We start from the raw sequence: 23,083 nt of genomic DNA on the forward strand, positions 1-23,083 counted from the left end.
TCTCAACCGGTAGGGAATTCGATGCTCAGATTGAATGCCATTGTGGGCTTGTCGGCCGACAGGGAAATCGCTGCGCGGCTTCATCTGCTCGACCACGAAGGACGCATCGAATTCATCCTGCTCGATACGGTCGAGATCGCCCGCCGCCGCATTTCGGTAACCACCGACCGCGGCACCGAATGCCGGATCGAGCTGCCGCGCACCCAGCGCCTGGTCGACGGGGCCGTGCTTCTTCTGGAAGACAAGCGCGCCATCGTCGTCAAGGCTGAGCCGGAACGGTGGCTGGTGTTTGACGCGGCAGATGCCGCGGCCGGGCTTGAGCTGGGATATTGCGCCGGCAACATGCACTGGCCGGTGCGTTTTTTGGGCAACCGGCTTTATGTCATCGGCGAACTTGGATCGGGCTACGTGCTGGATCGTCTCCAGCACATCCTGCATCGTGGAACCGTCAAGTTCCTCGGAGAAAGCAAATAGGCTTCTCGCTTCCGAAGCACGGGCGTCAGCCGGGTTTCTTGCCACCCTTCTTGGGCTTCGGTGCCCAAGCCTTGTCGGACTTGGGCTTGTCCTGCTTCGCCGCCCACGGCTTCTGGTCGGCAAACTGTCTGTCCGCCTTCGGCTTGTCACGCTTTTCGAACTTGCGCTTCGGCGCGTTGGCCTCGAACCCGCCCTTGCCACGATGCGGCTTCTTGTCCGGCTTGGGCGGATTGTAGCCGGCTCGCGACAAATCGGGCTGCCCGTCAAGGCGCTTCACCGCGATGTTGCCCTGTACCTTGTGATCCGGTCCGATCGCCGCAAAGAAGCGATCGGCGCTGTCGGCGGCGATCTGCACGAAGCTTTCTTCCGGCTGCATCCTGATCGCGCCGATCTCGCGCTTGGTGAGGTTGCCGGTGCGGCACAGCATCGGGATCAGCCAGCGCGGCTCGGCGTTCTGGCGACGGCCGACCGAAAGCGAGAACCAGACGCTGTCGCCAAAGTCGTCGCGTCGGCTGGGCTGTTCGTCTCGATGACCGCGCTCGCCCCTTTCGGTTGAAGGCTTGAACGGCACCGGCTCGGACAGGTATTCCGGCGCGGAGCGCCCTGCGCGGGCAAAGCGCAGGAAGGCGGCCGCCACCTGCTCCGCGCCGTGCTTTTCAAGCAGGGTGGCGACGAAGGTCCGCTCTTCGTCATTGATCGGCTGGGCGAAGGCGGGATCGGCCAGCATGCGTTCGTTGTCGCGCTGGATGACCTCGTCCGCCGAAGGCGGGCTTGCCCATTCGGGCTTGATGCCGGCGTTCTGCAGCAGGCGTTCGGTGCGCCGCCGCGCGTGGTTTGGAATGATTAGCGCGCTGACGCCCTTGCGCCCGGCACGGCCCGTTCGCCCGCTGCGATGCAAAAGCGTCTCCGGGTTGGTCGGCAGGTCGGCATGGATGACCAGTTCGAGATTGGGCAAGTCGATGCCGCGCGCCGCAACGTCGGTCGCGATGCACACCCGCGCGCGTCCGTCGCGCATCGCCTGCAGCGCGTGGCTGCGCTCGTTCTGGCTGAGCTCGCCAGACAGCGCCACGACAGAGAAATTACGGTTGTTGAAACGGGCTGTGAGATGGTTGACGGCAGCGCGCGTGTTGCAGAATACGATGGCGTTGCGGGCCTCGTAGTAGCGCAGCACGTTGATGATGGCATTTTCCCGGTCGGCAGGGGCGACGCAAAGCGCGCGGTACTCGATGTCGTGGTGCTGCTTTTCCTCGCCGGACGCGCTGATGCGCACGGCGTCGCGCTGGTAGCCCTTGGCGAGCGTCGCGATTGCGCGCGGCACCGTTGCCGAAAACATCAGCGTGCGGCGTTCGACCGGGGCCGCGTCGAGGATGAATTCCAGGTCCTCGCGAAAGCCGAGATCGAGCATCTCGTCGGCCTCGTCCAGCACCACCGCCTTCAACTCAGCCATGTCGAGTGCATGACGCGTGATGTGGTCGCGCAGGCGGCCGGGCGTGCCGACGACGATGTGGGCGCCTCGTTCGAGCGCCCGCCGCTCGCTGCGCATGTCCATGCCGCCGACGCAGGTTGCAACGGTTGCGCCGGTGAATTCGTAGAGCCATTCAAGCTCGCGCGCCACCTGAAGCGCGAGTTCCCGCGTCGGTGCAACGGCCAGCGCCAGTGGTGCCGAAGCCTGCGCGAAGCGCTCCGAATTTCCCAAAAGCGTCGGCGCCAATGCGAGGCCGAAAGCAACTGTCTTGCCCGATCCGGTCTGTGCCGAAACCAGGGCGTCGGCCTCTCCGAGCTCAGGTCCGAGTACCGCCTTCTGCACCGAGGTCAGTTCGGAATACCCCCGCTTTTCCAGCGCTTCTGCGAGCGCGGGAACGATACCTTTGAACATGGTCATTTTCGTCTTTCGGAGTTTGGGGTCCGGGCGCGCAAGGTGCGCGGCCACGCCGCTGCAATTTCGCCGTCGGCCTTTTGGTTGCGCGTTCCTACTTCGCCAGACCTTTGTTGTACAGCCTGCGCGATTGACTCTTCGGCGAAACCGCGTAAAAGCCGGCACCGAACAGGACGTATCCGATGCGCGGCCTCTTGATGGCGCTCTTTGCATTCGACTTCCCCGGCCATGGAACTGACGTTCCGGGCGGGCGTCGGCGCTCGCTCCTGTCCTCGACCAAAACCACGGCCAAAAAAACGACCGCTACCACGGTCTGATCTCCCTTGGCCTCTCCGCCCTCTCCCCGGGTTCGGCCCGAGGGAGGCGGGACCCGCACCGGCCGGCGGGTTCTCCAGAAAACAAGCGGAGAGCGACAGGAGAATGATTTCGATGGGTTTCAAGGTTGCGGTAGTCGGCGCCACGGGCAATGTGGGCCGCGAAATGCTGAACATTCTGGAAGAGCGCGGTTTTCCGGTGAGCGAAGTGGTGGCCTTGGCCTCGCGGCGCAGCCAGGGCACCGAGGTCTCGTTCGGCGACAAGACGCTCAAGGTCAAGGCGCTCGACACCTATGACTTCTCCGATACCGACATCGCACTGATGTCGGCCGGCGGCAACGTTTCCAAGGAATGGTCGCCGAAGATCGGCAAGCAGGGCTGCGTCGTCATCGATAATTCGTCGGCCTTCCGCTACGACCAGGACGTGCCGCTGATCGTGCCGGAGGTGAACCCCGATGCGATTTCCGGCTACACCAAGAAGAACATCATCGCCAATCCGAACTGCTCGACCGCGCAGATGCTGGTGGCGCTGAAGCCGCTGCATGATGCCGCCACCATCAAGCGCATCGTCGTCTCGACCTATCAGTCGGTTTCGGGCGCCGGCAAGGAAGGCATGGACGAGCTGTTCACGCAGACGCGCGCCGTGTTCGTGGCCGACCCGGTCGAGGCCAAGAAGTTCACCAAGCGCATCGCCTTCAACGTCATCCCCCATATCGACGTGTTCATGGAAGACGGCACCACCAAGGAAGAATGGAAGATGGTGGCCGAGACCAAGAAGATGCTCGATCCGAAGATCAAGGTGACGGCGACCTGCGTGCGGGTGCCGGTGTTCATCGGCCACTCGGAAGCGATCAACCTCGAGTTCGAAAAGCCGATCACCGCCGACGAAGCACGCGAGATCCTGCGCGAAGCGCCGGGCTGCCTCGTCGTCGACAAGCGCGAGAACGGCGGCTACATCACCCCGATCGAATCGGCGGGCGAAGACGCCACCTACATCTCGCGCATCCGAGAGGACTCGACCATCGACAACGGCCTCAATCTCTGGGTTGTCTCGGACAACCTGCGCAAGGGCGCAGCGCTCAACGCCGTTCAGATCGCCGAACTGATGATCGAGCGCGGCCTGATCAAGCCGAAGCAGAAGGCGGCCTGATCTCGCCCGAGCACGGAGAACGGCTCGTCTCTACGGGCCGTTCCAGAGCGTTTCATGGATGTCTTTATACTGAAATCGGACCCACTTTCGGGAAAGATGCACTAGCGGAAACTGCCGCCAGAGCGAAATGCCGTTTCCTTGAATCGGGCATCTCGCTCTAACTCCTTGTTCTGTCGCATAATGTTTTCCGAAAAGTCCGCAACTTTTCGGCATCCTGCTCCAGGCGCGGAAAAGGTTTGGTATACGAGCGCTGGAAACTCACCCGCCGAACATGCCGAGCAGGCGCTTCTTCAGCTTGGACACCGTGCCGTCCGACTGCGCGGTCTGCACCTCTGCGGCGGGCGCTGCTTCGGCCGGCGGCTGGGCAGCCACCGCGGCGGGCTGTTCCTTGGCAGCCTTGGCTGCGGCCTTTTCGGCGGCGAGCTGCTGCTGCGCCAGCTCCTTGGCTGCCTTCGCCGCTGCGGCTGCTGCTATCTTTTCTTCCTCGGCCTTTTGCTTTGCGGCCTTCTCGGCGTCGAGTGCTGCCATCTTTCGCCCTGCCGGTGAATCGATGCGCCCCATGCGCGTTGTCGTTTCCGTAATCGAGCCGTCGGAATTCAGCGACGGCGGCTCCATCGTCACGCGCTCGCCGCGAGCCCGCTTGCGCGTCCAGTCCGAGACGATGTTTGCTTCCTTGATGCCGGCAATGGTCGGCTTCGGTGCCGGTATCGACGAATTGACGGCGCTGTTGAAGGCTGCCTCATAGGTGCTCTGATAAGCGCCGTAAGCCATCTTCAGCGAATCGGGCTGCGTGCTTGCGGGGCACGTGCCGGAGGGATTGAAGCTCTGGCCTTCCGCCGCCACCTGATTGAAGACGTAGCGCTTCTCGCACACGTCCACTTTCGGCGGCACCTTGGTCACTTCGAAATTGTCGTAGCCAACCTTCAGCATCTTCCAGAACTCGTAGTTCGGGTCGCTGCGGTAGCGCGCCATGTTGGCGGCGGTCATGCGGAACGGAAACGCCTGGATCTGGAACTCGGTCTGTCCGCCCTTGAAGGCGTCGCGGCCGAACGCATAGATCTCCTCGATCTGCGGATCGGTCATCGAATAGCAGCCGGACGACGAGCAGGCCCCGTGCACCATAAGGTTCGAGCCGGTGCGGCCGTTGGCGCGGTCATAGGCGTTGGGATAGCCGATGTTGAAGGCCAGGTGATATTGCGAGTTCGGCATCATCTGCGCCGGACGCACCGTGTAGAAGCCTTCCGGGGCCTGGCGGTCGCCCTCGGTGTATTTCGGCCCGAGCTTGCCCGACCATTTGCAGATGTCGTAGCTGGCGACGATATCGTAGCGCCCGTTGCTCTTCTGCTTCCAGATTTCGAGCTTGCCCTCTTCCTTGAAGATGCGGGCCATCACCGGCGACGTCCGGCTCATGCCCTTCTTGCTCATCTCGGCAAGGATTTTCGGCGAAAGCTGGCGGTTGGCGTGCTGGGGTGCGAAATCGCCGACGGACGATTCGGTGCAGCCGGCCACGCCGAGCGCTGCAACCAGAAGTCCAGCCTGAGCAATTTTGGCGAACAAGGATGCCGTTTTCGTCATTTTTCCCATGCCCCGGCTTCAAGCCGGGCCGACCCACTGAACATTGGCGGACCCTAAGCCCGTTAACCTTGAAAATTCCTTACCGCAAGTGGGGCGAAAAACCTCTCACTGCTTTGTCACTGGGCCAAACCGGCGGCATTTTTGTGGCGCAACTGCGCCGAAGGCTTTGGCGCTCTCGACGTATTTACGGTGGAGACCGTTTGGAAATTCGCTCTGGCGAGGCAAATGGTGCGGTTTTTGAGAACCGGAGCGGAGCGTACGTTAAGGTACGTGAGCACCGGAAGCGCAGAAAGCCGCATCAGTTGCCCGCCGGAGTAGAATTACCGAAGGTCTCCTAGAGGCTGCGGCCCATCGCCAGATACTTCTCCCGCCGCTGCTCGCGGAAGTCGGTGTTGGTGCCGGCAAATTCCTTCATCGTCTTCGCGATCAGGTCGCCGGTCGAGGCGATCACCGTCTCCGGCGCGCGGTGCGCCCCGCCGAGCGGTTCGGGAACGATGGCGTCGATGATCTTGAGGCCAAGCAGATCCTGCGCGGTGATCTTCATGTTGGTGGCGGCATCCTTGGAGCGTGTGGTGTCGCGCCACAGGATCGAGGCGGCGCCTTCCGGCGAAATCACCGAATAGATCGAGTGCTCCAGCATGTAGACCTTGTTGGCGGTGGCAATGGCAATCGCGCCGCCCGAGCCGCCTTCGCCGATCACCACCGAAATCGACGGCACCTTGAGCGCAAGGCAGGCCGAGGTGGAGCGGGCGATGGCCTCGGCCTGGCCGCGTTCCTCCGCGCCGACGCCGGGATAAGCGCCCGCCGTATCGACCAGCGTGATCAGCGGAATGGCGAAGCGGTCTGCGAGCTCCATCAGGCGCACCGCCTTGCGGTAGCCTTCCGGCCGCACCGAGCCGAAATTGTGCTTCAGCCGGCTTGCTGTGTCGGAGCCCTTCTCCTGGCCGATAATGGCCACCGGTTCGCCCTTGAAGCGGGCAAAGCCGCCGACGATGGCCTGGTCCTCGCCGTAGAGGCGGTCGCCGGCCATGGTGGTGAAGTCGGTGAAAAGGGTCTTGATGTAGTCGAGGCAGTGCGGCCGGTCGGGGTGACGCGCCACCTGCACCTTCTGCCACGGGGTGAGCGCCTTGTAGGCGTCGCGTAGCGCGTCGCGGGAGCGCTTTTCCAGCCGGGCGATCTCGTCGGCGACATCGACCGCCTCGCCGCTTTCCGCCAGTTTCTTCAGTTCGAGGATCTTGCCTTCGAGATCGGCAACCGGTTTTTCGAAGTCGAGATAATTGTACATTCGTGAGCTGACCAGTGCGCCGGAAACGACGAGGGTTGATGCCCGCCGCTGGATGAGCGGGCGCTAAACATCGTCCTCACATAGCCGCATGAGGGCTAGTCGGCAAGCGGATGGTGGTCATTGACCAGCCGCACAAGCCGCTCTTCCAGCACATGGGTGTAAATCTGCGTGGTCGAGATGTCGGCATGGCCAAGCAATTGCTGGACGGCGCGCAGGTCGGCGCCATTCTGCAAAAGATGGCTGGCAAAGGCATGGCGCAGCACGTGCGGCGAGACTTTCGCAGCCGATATGCCGGCGCGCGCGGCAAGCCCCTTGAGGTCGCGGGCAAACACCTGCCGGGCCAGAAATCCGGTATCGGACGCCGCTGGAAACAGGAACGGGCTGTCGGCGAAGGCGGGCAATTTCCTACGTTCCGCCAGCCACGCCTGCATCGCTTCGCGCGCCTTGCCGGACAGCGGCACCATGCGCTCCTTGTCGCCCTTGCCGCGCACGACGAAAAAGCGCTCGTCGCGCAGCGCCACCGTCACCGGCAGGCTGACCAGTTCGGAGACGCGCAGGCCCGTCGCGTAAAGCACCTCGACCAGCGCATGCAGCCTCTGCGCCGCCAATTGGCCGGCTTTGCCCTGCGAAGCGTTGGCAGCTTCGGCTGCTGCGCGATCCAAAAGCCGCCCCGTCTCGGCCTCGCTCATCGTCTTGGGCAGAGGTCGGCCCCTTTTCGGGCTGTCGAGCGTGCCGGTCGGGTCGTCGCCGCGCAGGCCCTCGGCATAAAGGAACTTGAAAAACTGGCGCAGTACCGAAAGCTTGCGCGTATGCGAGGTCGGCGCAAAGCCTTGCGCGGCCACGCCGTCGAGATAGGCGCGTATGTCGGAAGCTCCCGCTTCGGCCAGTCTGCCAGTCATCTCGCCAGAGGCGTCTTCCAGGTCGCGGCGATAGGAGTCCAGCGTGTTTTTCGCTGCGCCCCGTTCGGCGCTCATCATCTCGAGGAAGGCTTCGATGCGGGCCGCGCTGTTCATTCGATCTAGGTCCCGACCCTCGGTTCCGCGCTATTTTTTCGGCAACAGCTTTTCCGCCGGAACGCGCACGCTCAATTCCGCCTGCTTCGGCTCGACGAAAATCACCAGCGCGAACATCGCGCCGTAGACGATGCCGGCCAGCACGGCGATGGTAATGATGAAGCGGAACAGTGTCGGCATGAGCTCTGGTGAATCCTGACCCTGTTTTTGCTTGCCGCCCGAATCTGTCTCCTTATGGGACGCCGTTTCCGGCATTTCAAGTCTACAGCAAAGCAACACGCAAGCTTGACGCAACCGGGCTTTTCATGTCGATACGCCAGCAATGAACGCTCAATCCGCAGTCGAAACCGATGTCGACCAAGCCGCCTTGCTGGAAAAGCTGGGGCAACGCTCCATCGTGCTGGTTGGCCTCATGGGCGCCGGCAAGACGGCGATCGGCCGCAAGGTCGCAACCGCCCTTGGCCTGACTTTCATCGACAGCGACCAGGAGATCGAGGACGTCTCGCGCATGTCGATCCCCGAGTTGTTCGAGCTTTACGGCGAGCCGGAATTCCGCGCGCTGGAGCAGCGCGTCATCGCCCGTGTGCTCGAAGCCGGTCCGCAGATCCTGTCCACAGGCGGCGGCGCCTACATGAATGCCCACACGCGCGAGGCAATTGCGTCCAGTGCGGTTTCGGTCTGGCTGAAGGCCGACCTCGACCTGTTGATGGAGCGGGTGTCGAAGAAGCAGAACCGGCCGCTGTTGAAGAACGACAACCCGCGCGCCGTGCTGGAGCGCCTGATGAACGAGCGCTATCCGGTCTATGCCCTTGCCGACCTGACGGTGGTGACGCGCGACGAGCGCAAGGAAGTCATCGCAGCCGAAGTCATCGAGGCGCTCGACAGGCATCTTTCCGCGGCCAATGAAGCCGAGCCCAACGAGATCAGACCATGAGCGCAGCCGTCACCGTCGAAGTAGGTCTGGGCGAGCGCGCCTATGACATTCTCATCGGCCCCGGCCTGCTCGGGCGTGCCAGCGTGGAGATCGGCAAGCGCCTGCCGGGAACGCGCACCGCCATCGTTACCGATGAAAATGTTGCGGCAGCTCATCTCGACACGCTGAAAGAAAGCCTTGCGGCAAGCGGCGTCACGCCGGCGGTCATCACGCTGCCGCCCGGGGAAAAAACCAAGAGTTTTGACGCCCTGCAAGAGGTGGTCGACGGCGTTCTGGCGGCGAAGCTGGAGCGCGGCGATGCCGTCATCGCGCTTGGCGGCGGCGTCATCGGCGACCTTGCCGGCTTTGCCGCCGGCATCGTGCGGCGCGGCATGAATTTCGTCCAGCTTCCGACCTCGCTGCTGGCGCAGGTGGACTCCTCCGTCGGCGGCAAGACCGGCATCAACAGTCCTCGCGGCAAAAACCTCGTCGGCGTTTTTCACCAACCCAAGCTGGTGCTGGCCGATACCGCCGTCCTCGACACGCTGCCCTTACGCGAATTCCGCGCCGGCTATGCCGAGGTGGCCAAATACGGATTGATCGACCGGCCTCGGTTCTTCGCCTGGCTGGAGGAAAACTGGCAGGACATTTTTGCCGGCGGTCCCGCCCGCATCGAGGCGATTGCCGAAGCCTGCCGCGCCAAGGCAGACGTGGTGGCGCGCGACGAGTTCGAAACCGGCGACCGGGCGCTGCTCAATCTCGGCCACACCTTCGGCCACGCGCTCGAGGCCGCAACCCGCTACGACAGCGCCCGCCTTGTCCACGGCGAGGGCGTTGCCATCGGCATGGCGCTGGCGCACCGGTTCTCCAGCCGCCTCAACCTTGCCAGCCCCGACGACGCGGCACGCGTCGAGGCCCATCTCAAGGCCGTCGGCCTGCCTTGGCGCATGGCCGATATTCCGGGCGATTTGCCGGATGCCGAGGCCCTGCTCGGCTTCATCGCCCAGGACAAGAAAGTGCAGCGCGGCGCGCTCACCTTCATCCTGACGCGCGGCATCGGCCAATCCTTCATCGCAAAGGACGTACCGACCTCCGAAGTGCTCTCCTTCCTCAAGGAGAACCATCCGGCATGAGCGAGGCTGGCTGGATCGTTGCAGGCATGCTCGCGGCCACCGGCCTCGCCGCTTTCCTCTTGCGCGACCGGCTCGCACGCGCGGCAGGCTATGTTCCTGTCGGGCAAACCACGACAGCCAATGGCGAACGGCGCGAGGAAATCCAGCGCACCGTCAACGGCAACCGGAACGAAGAACGCAAGCTCGACGACCGCTTCGAACTCGATGAGCTCGAAGTCTCGGACGTTATGGTCCACCGCACCAACATGCGCTCGGTCAACGCCGACAACGCGCCTGAGATCGTGGTGCGCGAGATTCTGCAAAGCCCGCACACCCGCATGCCGCTCTGGAAAGGTTCGCTCGACAACATCGTCGGCGTGCTGCACGCCAAGGACCTGCTGCGCGCGCTGAACGACGTCGGCAACGACTTCACCCGCATCGACGTGATGAAGGTGGCCGACAAGCCGTGGTTCGTGCCCGACACCACCACGCTTCAGGAACAGCTCAACGCTTTCCTGCGCCGCAAGGCGCATTTCGCCATCGTCGTCGACGAATATGGCGAGGTCGAAGGGCTGGTGACGCTGGAAGACATCATTGAGGAAATCGTCGGTGAAATCGCCGACGAGCACGACATCGACATGCAGGGCGTCAAGCAGGAGGCCGACGGTTCCGTCGTGGTCGAAGGCACTGTGGCGATCCGCGACCTCAACCGCGCGCTGGACTGGGACCTGCCCGACGCGGAAGCGACCACCATTGCCGGGCTCGTCATCCACGAAACGCAGTCGATCCCGGAGGAGAAGCAGGCCTTCACCTTCCACGGCAAGCGCTTCGTGGTCATGAAGCGCGACAAGAACCGCATCGCACGGCTGAGAATCAGGCCGGTGAGCGTTGAGGCCGAGCCTCCGCGGAAAGAGTAGTCCGCGGCCAGAAGTAGCGCGCCGCGGCGATCGCGACCGCCGCCCCGATCAACTGGGCGATGACGAAGCCGACGACATGCTGCGGCAGTATGCCGGCAGGCGTCGCAGTGAATGCGCGCATCACCGTCATCGCCGGATTGGCGAAGGCGGTCGAGGCGGTGAACCAGTAGGCCGCGCCGATATAGAGGCCGACCGCCACCGGCACCACCGTCGGAGCGCGGGCAACGCAGCCCAGGATGACGAGGATCAGGCCGAAAGTGGCGATCCCTTCCGCCAGCCATTGGCCGGACCCGGAACGGGCCGTGACCGCAATCTGCAGGACCGGCAGCTCGAACATTGCGTGCGCCGCCCATACTCCGACCAGGAAGCCGGCAAGCTGGGCGATGCAATAGGGGCCGACATCGCGCCATTTCAACTGGCCGTTTGCCGCAAAGGCGAGGCTGACCGCAGGGTTGAGATGCGCGCCCGACACCGGGCCGAGCAGCCAGATCAGCACGACCAGCATCGCGCCGGTCGAGGTCGAGGTGACGAAAAGGGCAAGCGCCGCCGATCCGGGCGACAGTTCAGTGCCCATGATGCAGGAGCCGACTATGGTGGCGAGCAGGAAGGCCGATCCGAGCGCCTCAGCGACCAGCCGTTTGAAAAGCGGTTCGCTCATCGCCTCACCACCTTGTCGCTTCGCCGGGCGTCGCCGCCTCGACGGCCAGCGCATGCAGACCTGCCTTGAATTCGGCATCAAGGGCAGCGTTGACGGCGCGGTGGCGATCGACCCGGCTCATGCCGGCAAAGGCGGGTGCGACAATTCGTACCCTGAAATGCGTTTCGCCCTCGCCGTCGAACTCGGCGACGTGGCCATGCTCGACATGGTGATGGCCCGCATGCAGGTGGCTTTCGTTGATCACCACCAGCCGATCCGGCGAAAAAGCCTTGGCCAGTTTCGCTTCGATGGTCGCCTGTATGGACATCGCCGTTATCCCTCACCACATAGGCGTTACCGCCAAAAAAGAATCCGCCGCTGCCAGCATTAAGCCGTGATTCAGCGGTTAGGGGGAACAATCGCGAAAATGTCAATTCTTGTTTCGCACCGGCGATCGGCTCATACATCGGTCAAATGAAAGCGTACCCGAAATATTTCGAGAAGATTCGAATCCGCCCCGAGAAGGATGCGGAATTGAAGTCTCGCGCGCCGGCCTGCCAGTGGGACGGCTGCAAGGAGCCCGGCACCCATCGCGCGCCGGTCGGACGCCTCAAGGAAGGCGAATATTTCAAGTTCTGCTTCGACCACGTTCGCGAATACAACAAGGGTTTCAATTACTTCTCCGGCGTCACCGACAACGAGATCGCCCGCTTCCAGAAGGAAGCGATGACCGGCCATCGGCCGACCTGGAAGATGGGCGCCAATGCCGGCGCGCGCTCGGCGCCGGATTTCGCGCAGGCCCGTTCCGGCCGCGCCGGTTACCACAACCGCATGCGCGACCCCTTCAACCTGTTCAACGACCCGCGCGACCACGGCGCACCTCGCGAGCGCAAGACCAAGCCCTTGGAAACCAAGGCGCTCGAAACGCTCGGCCTCGACGCGAAGGCGACCGGCAAGGATATCAAGGCGCGCTACAAGGAACTGGTGAAACTCCACCATCCGGACGCCAATGGTGGTGACCGGGGCTCGGAAGACAGGTTCCGCGACGTGCTCCAGGCCTATCGCGTGCTCAAGCAGGCGGGCCTGTGCTAGGCCGTTGACGCGGGTCGGGCTGAGCCGCGCCGGCCCGTATCGCGGGCACAGTCGAGCCTAAAATGCGGTCCAGCCCCATTTCCAACTTTCATCCGGTTGGAAAAGGCTCTAAACCCGCCCGCGAGGAAAATTTGTTGCCGGCGAAGCGCGCGCATTCGCCTTCGGGAGACTATAAGACGTTATGAACAAGGTCGATCGCGATATTGCCAACCTGCCGGACACGACGGTGTCGGTGAAGGACAAATTCGGCTTCGATTCGAAGATGGTCGTGCCTGCCTATTCGGCCGCCAGCGAGCATGTGCCGGACATTGATCCCGACTACCTGTTCGACAAGGCCACCACGCTCGCGATCCTGGCCGGCTTTGCCTACAACCGCCGCGTCATGGTCTCCGGCTATCACGGCACCGGCAAGTCGACCCACATCGAGCAGGTCGCCGCCCGCCTCAACTGGCCGTGCGTGCGCGTCAACCTCGACAGCCACGTCTCGCGTATCGACCTCGTCGGCAAGGACGCCATCGTGCTGCAGGACGGCCAGCAGGTCACCGAATTCCGCGACGGCATCCTGCCCTGGGCTTACCAGCACAATGTCGCGCTGTGCTTCGACGAATACGATGCCGGCCGCCCCGACGTGATGTTCGTCATCCAGCGCGTGCTGGAATCGTCCGGCCGCCTGACGCTGCTCGACCAGAGCCGCGTCATCCGCCCGCACCCTGCCTTCCGCCTGTTCGCCACCGCCAACACGGTCGGCCTCGGTGACACCACCGGCCTCTATCACGGCACCCAGCAGATCAACCAGGCCCAGATGGACCGCTGGTCGATCGTCACCACGCTGAACTACCTGCCACATGACAACGAGGTTGCCATCGTGCTGGCCAAGGCCAAGCACTATCGCGACGCCAAGGGCAAGGACATCGTCAACAAGATGGTGCGTGTCGCCGACATGACGCGCTCGGCCTTCGTCAATGGCGACCTCTCCACCGTCATGAGCCCGCGCACGGTCATCACCTGGGCCGAAAACGCCGAGATTTTCGACAATGTCGGCATGGCCTTCCGCCTGACCTTCCTCAACAAGTGCGACGAGCTTGAGCGCGCCCTTGTGGCCGAGTTCTACCAGCGCGCCTTCGGCGAGGACCTGCCGGAAAGCGCCGCCAACGTCGTGCTCGGATAGTCAAGACGCCAATGGCGGGACCGGGCGACAACACACGCAGCAAGCCGAAAACGGGCTCTGAGGCAGACAGCTTCAAGCGCGCCATAACGGTGTGCATGCGCGCCATTTCCAATGACAAGGAGATGGAAGTCGCCTTCGCCAAGGACAAGCCAGCCCTGGCCGGAAACCGGGCGCGGCTGCCGGAACTGCCGAAGAAGGCCTCGAAGACCGATATTGCCGTCACCCGCGGGCTTGGCGATTCCATGGCGCTGAAGCGCGCCTGCCACGACCAGCGCATCCACACCCGCCTTGCCCCGGAGGGCAAGCTTGCCCGCGCCATCTACGATGCCGTCGAGCAGGCCCGCGTCGAGGCGATCGGCTCGCGCGCCATGGCCGGCGTCGCCGACAATATCGGCGTCATGCTGGAAGACAAATACGCCAAGGCCAATCTGGCCGAGGTTCGCGAACAGGCCGACGCTCCGCTTGAGGAAGCGCTGGCGCTGATGGTGCGCGAAAAGCTGACCGGGCGCGCGGTGCCGAAGAGCGGCGAACGCATGGTCGAGCTGTGGCGCGACTGGGTCGAGGAAAAGGCCGGCGCCGACCTCGAGGGGCTTTCCGACAAGCTTGGCGACCAGCAGGCTTTCGCCCGCGTCGTGCGCGACATGCTGGCCTCGATGGAGATGGCCGAGGAACTCGGCGACGACCAGGAAACCGAGGACACCGAAGACAGCGACGACGACCAGCCGCAGGGCGAGGACCAGAGCGAGGAAGGCGGCGAGGACGATTCCGGTTCCGAGGAGTCCGAACCCGAGGATGCGGACTCGTCCGACGACGACGATGAGGCCTCGGAGACCGAAGCGTCCGACGCAACGTCCGAAGACCTGTCCGATGAAGACGAGGACGACGCCGAGACACCGGGAGAAGCGCGGCGCAACGACAACCCCTTCAACAATCTGTCGAAGGATGTCGACTACAAGGTCTTCACCACCACTTTCGACGAGACCGTCGGCGCGGACGACCTCTGCGACGAGGAGGAACTGGACCGGCTGCGCGCTTTCCTGGACAAGCAGCTTGCAAATCTTTCCGGCGTTGTCGGCCGCCTCGCCAACCGCTTGCAGCGGCGCCTGATGGCGCAGCAGAATCGCTCGTGGGATTTCGACCTCGAGGAAGGCTATCTCGATCCGGCCCGCCTCGTGCGCGTCGTCATCGATCCGATGCAGCCGCTTTCCTTCAAGCAGGAGCGCGACACCAAGTTCCGCGACACGGTCGTGACGCTGGTGCTCGACAATTCCGGTTCCATGCGCGGCCGCCCAATCACCGTTGCCGCCACTTGCGCCGACATCCTTGCCCGCACGCTCGAGCGCTGCGGCGTTTCGGTCGAAATCCTCGGCTTCACCACCCGCGCCTGGAAGGGCGGGCAGGCGCGCGAGAAATGGCTGAAGGACGGTAAGCCAGCCAATCCGGGCCGCCTCAACGACCTGCGCCACATCATCTACAAATCCGCCGACGCACCATGGCGCCGCGCCCGCCGCAACCTTGGCCTGATGATGCGCGAAGGGCTGTTGAAGGAAAACATCGACGGCGAAGCCCTGCTTTGGGCGCATCAGCGCCTCATTGCCCGGCCCGAGCAGCGCAAGATCCTGATGATGATCTCCGACGGTGCTCCGGTCGATGATTCGACGCTTTCGGTGAACCCCGGCAATTATCTGGAGCGGCATTTGCGCGCCGTCATCGACCTGATCGAGACGCGCTCGCCGGTCGAACTGCTCGCCATCGGCATCGGCCACGACGTCACCCGCTACTATCGCCGCGCCGTCACCATTGTTGACGCGGAAGAGCTGGCGGGCGCCATGACCGAGCAGCTTGCGGCGTTGTTCGAGGAAGAACATTCGCACGACCGCAGGGGCGGCGGCCTCAGGCGGGCTGGATGATCAGGGTGCAACGGCTGCTGGCAGCCGCATTGCTGTGTGTCTTTGTCGGTTTCCATTGCCAGGGTTCGGCATTTGCAGACGAACGCACGCCCGTCGAAGCCATCAAGCTATCCACCCGTCCGGTAACGCAATTCCGCATCGGGCGCGACGAGAAGAATTTCGGACCGCTGGAATTTGTCGGTGGCCTCGAGATGACCGCGCCGGCGCGGATCTTCGGCAGCATGTCGGCCATGCGTTTCCTAACGCCGGGCAGCGATTTCATCGGTGTCGCCGACACCGGTTTCTGGTTCTTTGGCAGCGTCGTCCACGATGCCGAAAAGCGTCCTTCCGGCATCGGCAACTTCCGCATGCAGCAGATGGTCGATCGCAACGGCAACCCCGTCGACATCAAGTGGGAAGTCGATGCGGAAGGCCTCGGCGTCAAGGATGGCGTGGCGACCGTCGGGTTCGAGCGCGATCATCGCGTCAGCCAGTTCAAGATCGCGCCTGACGGCATGGGCCCGTCCTTTGCGGATCTCGATTTCATCGTTCCGGCACGCGAACTGCGCCAGAACCGCGGCTTCGAAACCGTGGCATGGTCCAGCCCGACCAGCCCTTTGCAGGGCGCGCTGGTGGTGGTCTCGGAAAAGAGCCTCGACAAGGCGGGCAACATCTTCGCGGCGGTGCTCTCCGGTCCGCGCAAGGGGGTTTTCACCGTCAGCCGTGAAGGCGATTTCGACATCACCGACGGCGCTTTCCTGCCCGGCGGCGACCTGCTTTTGCTTGAGCGCGGTTTTTCGATAGCCAACGGCGTCAGGATGCGGCTGAGACGCATCGCAGGCGACAGCATCGCCAAGGGCACGCTCGTCACCGGAACCGTGTTGCTGGAGGCTGACATGTCCTACCAGATCGACAACATGGAGGCGCTCGACGTGTGGACCCGCGATGACGGCGCGACCGTCATCTCGCTGATGTCGGACGACAACCAGTCGATCCTGCAGCGCAATCTCTACCTGGAATTCGTCCTGCACGACGATTGAGTGGTCGCAGCTTTCTCGCTGTTACCGGCCGGCGATGGCGAGTGGGTTGTTTTCCAGCGCAGCGCGGTCCGGCGTGTCGATGGCCGGCTTGTTGGTGAGCGCCGCGAAAAGCCGCTGCACATAGTCCTGCGGCATATCCATGGTGATCAATACCAGACGGGTGCCGCGCCGGTCGTCCGGCCACGCGGGCAGGCGGGCCGGCGGATGCAGGATCTTCTGGACGCCATGCACCACCAGGGGTTGCGACGGGTCGTCGGTCAGCTCGATGATGCCCTTCATGCGCAAGAGATGCTCGCCATGGGTGGAGCGCAACAGGTCGAGGAACATTTCGATGGACGAGAAAGGCAGCGGGCCGTCATGGACCAGTGTATCGGTGCGCACGCGCGAATCATGGCGGTGATGGTGGTGCGCATGATCGTGGTGCTCGTGGCTATGATGATGGTCATGGCCATGGCCATGGTGGTCGTGATCACGGTCGTGTTCGTCGGCGGCCTCGCCCAGCCAGCGGCGCACGTCGGCTGACTTGGTGGCCGGGTTGTAAAGGCCGCAGTCGAACAGTTCGGCAATGCCGGCCTTGCCGACATCGAGCAGCGGCGCGCCGGGATTGAGCTGGCGCAGGCGGGCGTGCAATGCCGCCAGTTCGCTCTTTTCGGCAACAAGATCGGTCTTGGTGATGACGATGCGGTCGGCGACGGCAGCCTGCTTCACCGCCTCCATATGGGCGTCGAGCGTGGCTTCGCCATTGACGGCATCGACCATGGTGACGACGCCGTCCAGCCGGAACGCCTGCACCAGAACGGGGTGCGCCATGATCGACTGCAGGACGGGCGCGGGATCGGCAAGTCCGGTGGTTTCGATGATAACGCGCGAAAGCCGGGTGATGCGGCCGGTCTGCAGGCGGTCGATCAGTTCGGCCAGCGTGTCGACCAGTTCGCCGCGCACCGTGCAGCACAGGCATCCGTCGGACAGTTCGATGATGCCGTCCGATGCTTGCTCAACCAGAAGATGGTCGATGGATACATCGCCGAACTCGTTGATGATGACGGCGGTGTCGACAAGCGCCGGATCTTTCAGCAGGCGGTTGAGCAGTGTCGTCTTGCCGGCGCCGAGGAAGCCGGTGATAACCGAGACAGGTATCGGGAAAGTGGCCATTTCAATGATGCTCAGCCGCCCTGCGCGGTGGTTTCAGTGCCTGCCGGCGGCGGCAAGTCGGGTCGCCAGCTCGGCACCGGTACGTCGGAATACTCGACCTTGCCGATCATGGCCTTGGGCAACGGGCCGGTAGCGCCGCCCAGCCCGACCGCGACCAGCGTGGGGTTGACGAGCTTTTGCCGGAAGACCGACTTCGGCGCGTCCTTCTTCTCGGCGGGCGCGGCCTCGGAGAGCTCCGCCGCCGGCTTCTTCTCGCAGATTTCGGCGCGCATATCGGTAAACGAGGTGGTGTCACCATAGCTCGGCAGCGCGGCAAGCGTGGTGGTGCCGCCCTGTGCGGCAAAACCGTCGTCGAGCATTTTGGCGACCTTCTCAGCGCGGGTAATACCGGACTGTTCGCCCAGCACCACGGCCACCAGGGTGCGGCCGTTGCGGGTGGCGGAGCCGATCAGGTTGAAGCCCGATTCGCAGACAAAGCCGGTCTTCATGCCATCGGCGCCGGGGTAGCGGCCGACCAGCAGATTGTAGTTGGGGATGGCCTTCTTGCCGACGGCGAGGCCCTCGATGCCATACCAGGAGGTGTATTGCGGGAAATCCCGGCGCAAGGCCGTGACGAGCATGCCGAGGTCGTGCGCGGTGATGTACTGGTCGGGCGAAAACAGGCCGTTGGGATTGACGAAATGGCTGTTGACCATGCCGATGCGGGTGGCTTCCGCGTTCATGCGCTGGGCAAACTCGGCCTGCGAGCCGCCGATATTTTCGCCGATGGCCATGGCGACGTCATTGGCCGACTTGACCAGCATCATCTTGAGCGCGTTGTCGAGGCGCATGACCTGGCCAACCTTGAAGCCCATCTTGCTGGGCGGCTGGTTGACGGCGGTCCTGGTCATCCTGATCGGCGAATCCAGTGCCACTTCGCCCGCTTCAAGCGCCCGGAAGGTGACATAGGCGGTCATCAGCTTGGTCAGCGAAGCCGGATACCAGCGTTTGAACGCATCCTCATGCTTGAGGACATGGCCGTTGTTCAGGTCGAACAAAAGGGTGGGATTGGCGAGTGCCGGCGCAGCGGACGCAGCCAGCACAAGCGCGCCGAACAGTGCGCGTTTCAGGAAATGCGTGCTTGTCATCGTGAAATTCGAAATCGCCTCTTGCCGTAGCCGCCTGCGGCTTCCTAAGATTTCCGTGCGGAACTGCCAGCCTGCCGTTGGAGCCGCCCGGCAGCTTTCGCGCAGTTGCTATTTAGCCTATGTGACATCAACATGGCAAAGGTTGAGCCTTTCACAATTATGGCAGGCTCCTCCCAACTGTTTAAAACTCGCTAAAACCACCAACGAGTGTGACAATCATGCCGATCCTGAACCGCGCCGCCGAACTGCAGGACGAAGTCGCCGGCTGGCGCCGGCACCTGCACCAGACGCCCGAACTGAACTTCGACGTTTTCGAGACGGCGGCTTTCGTTACCGCCAAGCTGAAGGAATTCGGCTGCGACGACGTGGTGACGGGGCTGGGCAAGACCGGTGTCGTCGGCATCATCAGGGGAAATCTCGGCAACGGCTCCACCATCGGTCTGAGGGCCGACATGGATGCGCTGCCGATCAGCGAGATCACCGGCAAGCCCTATGCTTCGACCGTTCCCGGCAAGATGCATGCCTGCGGCCATGACGGGCACACGGCTATGCTTTTGGGTGCGGCCAAGTATCTTGCCGAAACGCGCAATTTCGCCGGATCGGTTGCGGTGATCTTCCAGCCGGCGGAGGAAGGCGGCGGCGGCGGCAATGAGATGGTCAAGGACGGCCTGATGGACCGTTTCGGCATCGCCAAGGTGTTTGGCATGCACAACATGCCCGGCCTGCCGGTCGGCCAGTTCGCCATCCGCCCCGGCCCGATCATGGCGGCAACGGCGGAACTCACCATCCGCATCAAGGGGCGTGGTGGTCACGCGGCGATGCCGCACGGCACGCTCGACCCCATCGTCATCGGCAGCCAGCTCGTCGGCGCGCTGCAGACCATTGCCTCGCGCAATGTCGATCCGGTCGAGGCGGTGGTGGTGTCGATTACCAAGTTCCATGCAGGCGACGCCTATAACGTCATTCCGGAACAAGCTGAGCTGGCCGGCACGGTACGCACTCTGAAGAAGGAAGTAGCCAAGCTTGCCGAGGCGCGGGTGCGCGCCATCTGCGACGGCGTGGCGGCGACCTATGGCGTGACGGTGGAGCTCGATTTCGACGCCAACTACCCGGTGACCTTCAACCACCCGGACGAAACGGCCTTTGCCAGCGACATCGCCGCAAGCGTCGCCGGCGAAAGCCAGGTGCACCGCGCCATGCCGCCGGTGATGGGCGGCGAGGACTTTTCCTATATGCTGGAAGCGCGGCCCGGCGCCTTCATCTTCATCGGCAACGGCGCGACCGCCGGCCTCCACCATCCAGCCTACGATTTCAACGACGAAGCGATTGCGCATGGCGTGAGCTATTGGGTGAAGCTGACGGAGACGGCGCTGGCGGCGTAAGGCGCGGCCGTTTCATTTTTTAGAGTGGCCGGATTTTTCGGCCGGCTTCGGCTTGGCGAAGCGGCGTGAAGCCGCTATGTGTCTGGCCGAGTGGTCCCGTAGCTCAGTAGGATAGAGCGGCAGATTCCTAATCTGTAGGTCACAGGTTCGATTCCTGTCGGGATCACCACTTTCCGCATTTGAAAGCGATGCAGTCCCGTCTGGCCGTAGTCGGGCAGTGCGTCTGCGCATGCCCGATCGCCCGCGTTTAGGGACAAGCTAAGCAGTGCAACATGAAATCGTAATTTTCGCATTCCGGCCCCTCGGCTAAACCAGCGTCAGACCTCCATCGGACCCGCAGGAGCCCGTGGAGAGCCAAAAAAGGACGCAAAAATGCCGGTTGAAAAAATAGACACGCTTGTTGTTGGTGCTGGCCAGGCAGGGGTGGCTATGAGCGAGCACCTGACCAAGGCAGGCGTGCCGCACCTTGTGCTGGAGCGGGCGCGCATCGCCGAGCGCTGGCGCTCCGAACGGTGGGATTCGCTGGTCGCCAACGGGCCGGCCTGGCACGACCGCTTTCCGGGCATGGAGTTCCAGGGCGACGGGCCCGACGACTTCGTCGCCAAGGAAAAGGTGGCCGATTATTTTGTCGCCTATGCCGACATGATCGCAGCCCCCATCCGCTGCGGCGTGGAGGTGAAGGAGGTGCGCAGGCATGTTGGGCGTCCCGGCTTCCGCGTCGAGACTTCCGAAGGCGTGATCGAGGCCAACAGCGTCATTGCCGCGACAGGTCCGTTCCAGCGACCGGTCAGCCCGGCGCTGGTTCCGGAAAATTCCGGTCTTTTGCAGATGCACTCCAATTCCTATCGCAACCCGGAGCAACTGCCTGAGGGCGCGGTGCTGGTGGTGGGCGCCGGATCGTCCGGCGTGCAGATCGCGGACGAACTCTTGCGCTCCGGCAAGCGCGTCTACCTTTCGGTCGGGCCGCACGACCGGCCGCCGCGGGCCTATCGGGAACGCGATTTCTGCTGGTGGCTGGGCGTGCTCGGCAAATGGGACGCCGAAACGCCGGGACCGGGCACCGAGCACGTCACCATTGCGGTGAGCGGCGCGCGCGGCGGCGAGACGATCGACTTCCGGCGGCTTGCCGCGCAAGGCATGACGCTCGTCGGCCGGACGCAATCCTACAAGGACGGCGTGATGAGCTTTGCGCCTGACCTTGTCGAAAACGTTTCGCGCGGCGATGCCAATTTGATGTCGCTGCTGGACGAGGCCGACGCCTATGTGACCCGCAACGGCCTCGATCTTCCGCTGGAGCCCGATGCGCGCAAGATATTGCCGGACCCGGACTGCATGACCAATCCGATCCTCGAGCTGCACCTGCTCGATGCCGGGATCACCTCGATCATCTGGGCAACCGGCTATGCTGCTGATTATAGCTGGCTGAAGGTCGATGCCTTCGACGACAAGGGCAGGCCGCAGCATCATCGCGGCGTGTCGGCGGAACCCGGTATCTATTTCCTTGGCCTGCCGTGGCAGTCGCGCCGGGGCTCGAGCTTCATCTGGGGCGTCTGGCACGACGCCAAGCACTTGGCCGACCGCATTTCGACGCAGCGCAAGTATCTCGCCTACCACGCGGCCGCCAAACGCCAGACCGAAGTGGCATAGGTCGCTGAACTGGATTACAGGCAGCGCCGCCCGGCCTGCCTGTTGTGCTTCGTGCTCCGATTAGGAGCGTCCTTAGCAGCGATGAGAAAGACACTTCTTTCAAAGCCTGCCCGCCTTATGAAAACATGACTTCACATGCAGCCTGCGGTCCTTGCGCCATCGATGACAAGTGGTGCAGGGGCCGCATGCCGTAGCCTGACCCGATGGAGACCAAAGATGGCGCATACCCGTATCCGCAAGTTCAACACCAAGGACACCTATCCCGAGCAGAAGCTCGACAACGATCTGTGTCAGGCGGTGGTGACGCAGGGCGGCAGGACCATCTACCTGCGCGGCCAGTGCCCACAGGATCTCGACACGGCCAAGGATATCGGCAGCCACGACCCCGTGGAGCAGACCCACAAGGTGATGCAGAACATCAGGCAGCTCATCGAGGAATGCGGCGGCAAGATGGAGCATCTTGTGAAGGTAGTGGTCTACATCACCGACGTCCGCCATCGCGAGGCGGTGTACCGGACTATGGGCGAATATATCAAGGGCGTGCACCCGGTTTCGACCGGACTGGTGGTAAGCGCGCTGGCCCGTCCGAGCTGGCTGGTCGAGATCGACGGAACAGCCGTCATTCCGGACTGAGAGCCATGACATTCTCCATCGTCGCGCGTTGCGCGAAAACAGGCATGTTCGGCGTTGCGGTGTCGTCTTCTTCACCGGCGGTTGCGGCACGTTGTGCCTATGCGCAGGCCGGCGTCGGCGCGATCGCCAGCCAGAACGTCACCGATCCGACGCTTGGCACACGCGGGCTGGAACTGATGGCGCGCGGCGCTTCCGCTGCCGAAGCTGTCGCCATCCTGAAACGGACCGGCGCCTATCCCGAATACCGGCAAGTGCTTGCCGTCGATGCCAAGGGCATCACCGCCATCCATTCCGGCCCGAAGGCGCTCGGCACCTGGGCCGAGGCGCGGGCGGAGAACGTCGCCTGCGGCGGCAACCTGCTCGCCAATGACGGTGTTCCGCAAGCGATGGTCGACGCGTTCCTGTCGTCCGAAGGCCATCTCGGCGACCGCATCATCGCCACCATGCGTGCTGCGCTGAAGGCCGGCGGCGAGGCCGGGCCGGTGCGATCCGCGGGGATGAAGCTGGTGCGCGAGGTGGCATGGCCGGTGGCGGACCTGCGCTGCGACTGGACCGAAGAGTGCCCGATCGAGCATCTGGCCTCGGTCTGGCAAATCTACAAGCCGCAGCTCGACGCCTATGTGACGCGCGCACTCAACCCGACCGATGCGCCGAGCTACGGCGTGCCGGGCGACGAATAGACAACCA

Annotated in this window: 22 protein-coding genes and 1 tRNA gene; 14 read left to right on the forward strand and 9 right to left on the reverse strand. The window is 63.5% G+C overall.

Translation table 11 applies throughout. The features are described from left to right. Nucleotides 1-21 precede the first annotated feature (21 nt). The gene (locus ACODTY_RS00315) at nt 22-474 is read left to right on the forward strand and encodes an urease accessory protein UreE (RefSeq protein WP_488992306.1); all 453 of its coding nucleotides are present in this window, start codon (nt 22-24) and stop codon (nt 472-474) included. 25 nt (nt 475-499) lie between these two features. Here ACODTY_RS00315 and ACODTY_RS00320 read toward each other — a convergent pair whose 3' ends face one another. Beyond that, nucleotides 500-2,356 (reverse strand): DEAD/DEAH box helicase, encoded by a 1,857-nt coding sequence (locus ACODTY_RS00320; RefSeq protein ID WP_488992307.1) that lies wholly within the window; start codon nt 2,354-2,356, stop codon nt 500-502. Nucleotides 2,357-2,779: 423 nt separating this feature from the next. Here ACODTY_RS00320 and ACODTY_RS00325 point away from each other — a divergent pair, with 423 nt between their 5' ends. Then, nucleotides 2,780-3,814 (forward strand): aspartate-semialdehyde dehydrogenase, encoded by a 1,035-nt coding sequence (locus tag ACODTY_RS00325; RefSeq protein WP_488992308.1) that lies wholly within the window; start codon nt 2,780-2,782, stop codon nt 3,812-3,814. A gap of 258 nt (nt 3,815-4,072) precedes the next feature. Here ACODTY_RS00325 and ACODTY_RS00330 read toward each other — a convergent pair whose 3' ends face one another. From ACODTY_RS00330 to ACODTY_RS00345, 4 genes are all read right to left on the reverse strand, one after another. Further along, the gene (locus ACODTY_RS00330) at nt 4,073-5,371 is read right to left on the reverse strand and encodes a L,D-transpeptidase family protein (RefSeq protein WP_488992309.1); all 1,299 of its coding nucleotides are present in this window, start codon (nt 5,369-5,371) and stop codon (nt 4,073-4,075) included. A 352-nt stretch (nt 5,372-5,723) separates the two neighbouring features. Further along, a complete protein-coding gene (locus tag ACODTY_RS00335) occupies nt 5,724-6,674 on the reverse strand; it encodes an acetyl-CoA carboxylase carboxyltransferase subunit alpha (RefSeq protein WP_488992310.1) in 951 nt (316 codons plus the stop codon). A gap of 95 nt (nt 6,675-6,769) precedes the next feature. Further along, nucleotides 6,770-7,687: a site-specific tyrosine recombinase XerD gene (locus ACODTY_RS00340; RefSeq protein WP_488992311.1), complete on the reverse strand. Its 918-nt coding sequence runs from the start codon at nt 7,685-7,687 to the stop codon at nt 6,770-6,772. Nucleotides 7,688-7,717: 30 nt separating this feature from the next. Next, nucleotides 7,718-7,867 carry a histidine kinase gene (locus tag ACODTY_RS00345; protein ID WP_488992625.1) on the reverse strand — a complete coding sequence of 50 codons (150 nt, stop codon included), beginning with the start codon at nt 7,865-7,867 and terminating at the stop codon, nt 7,718-7,720. 142 nt (nt 7,868-8,009) lie between these two features. On the opposite strand from ACODTY_RS00345, the gene ACODTY_RS00350 reads away from it, so the two are divergent. Genes ACODTY_RS00350 through ACODTY_RS00360 form a run of 3 tightly spaced genes read left to right on the forward strand, consistent with a single transcriptional unit; the run spans nt 8,010 to nt 10,629 of the window. After that, nucleotides 8,010-8,621 (forward strand): shikimate kinase, encoded by a 612-nt coding sequence (locus ACODTY_RS00350; RefSeq protein ID WP_488992312.1) that lies wholly within the window; start codon nt 8,010-8,012, stop codon nt 8,619-8,621. Further along, complete coding sequence (aroB, locus tag ACODTY_RS00355) at nt 8,618-9,733, forward strand: 3-dehydroquinate synthase (RefSeq protein ID WP_488992313.1); 1,116 nt, start codon at nt 8,618-8,620, stop codon at nt 9,731-9,733. The genes ACODTY_RS00350 and aroB overlap by 4 nt, the downstream gene beginning before the upstream one ends. Beyond that, the gene (locus ACODTY_RS00360; protein ID WP_488992314.1) at nt 9,730-10,629 is read left to right on the forward strand and encodes a transporter associated domain-containing protein; all 900 of its coding nucleotides are present in this window, start codon (nt 9,730-9,732) and stop codon (nt 10,627-10,629) included. Before aroB ends, ACODTY_RS00360 begins: the two co-directional genes overlap by 4 nt. On the opposite strand, the gene ACODTY_RS00365 is transcribed toward ACODTY_RS00360, so the two are convergent. Beyond that, a complete protein-coding gene (locus ACODTY_RS00365) occupies nt 10,586-11,287 on the reverse strand; it encodes an aquaporin (protein ID WP_488992315.1) in 702 nt (233 codons plus the stop codon). The genes ACODTY_RS00360 and ACODTY_RS00365 overlap by 44 nt on opposite strands. Before the next feature lie 4 nt (nt 11,288-11,291). Then, nucleotides 11,292-11,594, reverse strand: a complete 303-nt coding sequence (locus ACODTY_RS00370; protein ID WP_488992316.1) for a BolA family protein — start codon at nt 11,592-11,594, stop codon at nt 11,292-11,294. A gap of 146 nt (nt 11,595-11,740) precedes the next feature. On the opposite strand from ACODTY_RS00370, the gene ACODTY_RS00375 reads away from it, so the two are divergent. The 4 genes from ACODTY_RS00375 to ACODTY_RS00390 all read left to right on the forward strand — a co-directional run bounded on the left by ACODTY_RS00375 (nt 11,741) and on the right by ACODTY_RS00390 (nt 16,455). Beyond that, on the forward strand, nt 11,741-12,358 hold the full coding sequence (locus tag ACODTY_RS00375) for a J domain-containing protein (protein ID WP_488992317.1): 618 nt from the start codon (nt 11,741-11,743) through the stop codon (nt 12,356-12,358). Between the two features lie 181 nt (nt 12,359-12,539). Then, nucleotides 12,540-13,526 (forward strand): cobaltochelatase subunit CobS, encoded by a 987-nt coding sequence (gene cobS / locus ACODTY_RS00380; protein WP_056239510.1) that lies wholly within the window; start codon nt 12,540-12,542, stop codon nt 13,524-13,526. An 11-nt stretch (nt 13,527-13,537) separates the two neighbouring features. Next, on the forward strand, nt 13,538-15,436 hold the full coding sequence (gene cobT, locus ACODTY_RS00385) for a cobaltochelatase subunit CobT (RefSeq protein WP_488992318.1): 1,899 nt from the start codon (nt 13,538-13,540) through the stop codon (nt 15,434-15,436). Beyond that, entirely contained in the window at nt 15,433-16,455 is a 1,023-nt protein-coding gene (locus tag ACODTY_RS00390) for an esterase-like activity of phytase family protein (protein WP_488992319.1), read from the forward strand. The genes cobT and ACODTY_RS00390 overlap by 4 nt, the downstream gene beginning before the upstream one ends. 21 nt (nt 16,456-16,476) lie before the next feature. Here the strand turns inward: ACODTY_RS00390 and ACODTY_RS00395 are convergent, their stop codons facing one another. Continuing rightward, a complete protein-coding gene (locus tag ACODTY_RS00395) occupies nt 16,477-17,607 on the reverse strand; it encodes a CobW family GTP-binding protein (protein WP_488992320.1) in 1,131 nt (376 codons plus the stop codon). Between the two features lie 11 nt (nt 17,608-17,618). Further along, the gene (locus tag ACODTY_RS00400; protein WP_488992321.1) at nt 17,619-18,734 is read right to left on the reverse strand and encodes a D-alanyl-D-alanine carboxypeptidase family protein; all 1,116 of its coding nucleotides are present in this window, start codon (nt 18,732-18,734) and stop codon (nt 17,619-17,621) included. Nucleotides 18,735-18,952: 218 nt separating this feature from the next. On the opposite strand from ACODTY_RS00400, the gene ACODTY_RS00405 reads away from it, so the two are divergent. From ACODTY_RS00405 to ACODTY_RS00425, 5 genes are all read left to right on the forward strand, one after another. Next, entirely contained in the window at nt 18,953-20,116 is a 1,164-nt protein-coding gene (locus tag ACODTY_RS00405; RefSeq protein WP_488992322.1) for a M20 aminoacylase family protein, read from the forward strand. A gap of 92 nt (nt 20,117-20,208) precedes the next feature. Then, nucleotides 20,209-20,285 (forward strand) — tRNA-Arg (locus tag ACODTY_RS00410). A gap of 203 nt (nt 20,286-20,488) precedes the next feature. Next, nucleotides 20,489-21,763, forward strand: coding sequence for a flavin-containing monooxygenase (locus tag ACODTY_RS00415; RefSeq protein ID WP_488992323.1), 1,275 nt, complete (start codon nt 20,489-20,491; stop codon nt 21,761-21,763). A 216-nt stretch (nt 21,764-21,979) separates the two neighbouring features. Then, a complete protein-coding gene (locus ACODTY_RS00420; RefSeq protein WP_488992324.1) occupies nt 21,980-22,396 on the forward strand; it encodes a RidA family protein in 417 nt (138 codons plus the stop codon). A 5-nt stretch (nt 22,397-22,401) separates the two neighbouring features. Beyond that, nucleotides 22,402-23,076 (forward strand): DUF1028 domain-containing protein, encoded by a 675-nt coding sequence (locus tag ACODTY_RS00425; RefSeq protein ID WP_488992325.1) that lies wholly within the window; start codon nt 22,402-22,404, stop codon nt 23,074-23,076. Nucleotides 23,077-23,083: the final 7 nt, after the last annotated feature.

It is taken from the genome of Mesorhizobium sp. FG116 (assembly GCF_057809835.1).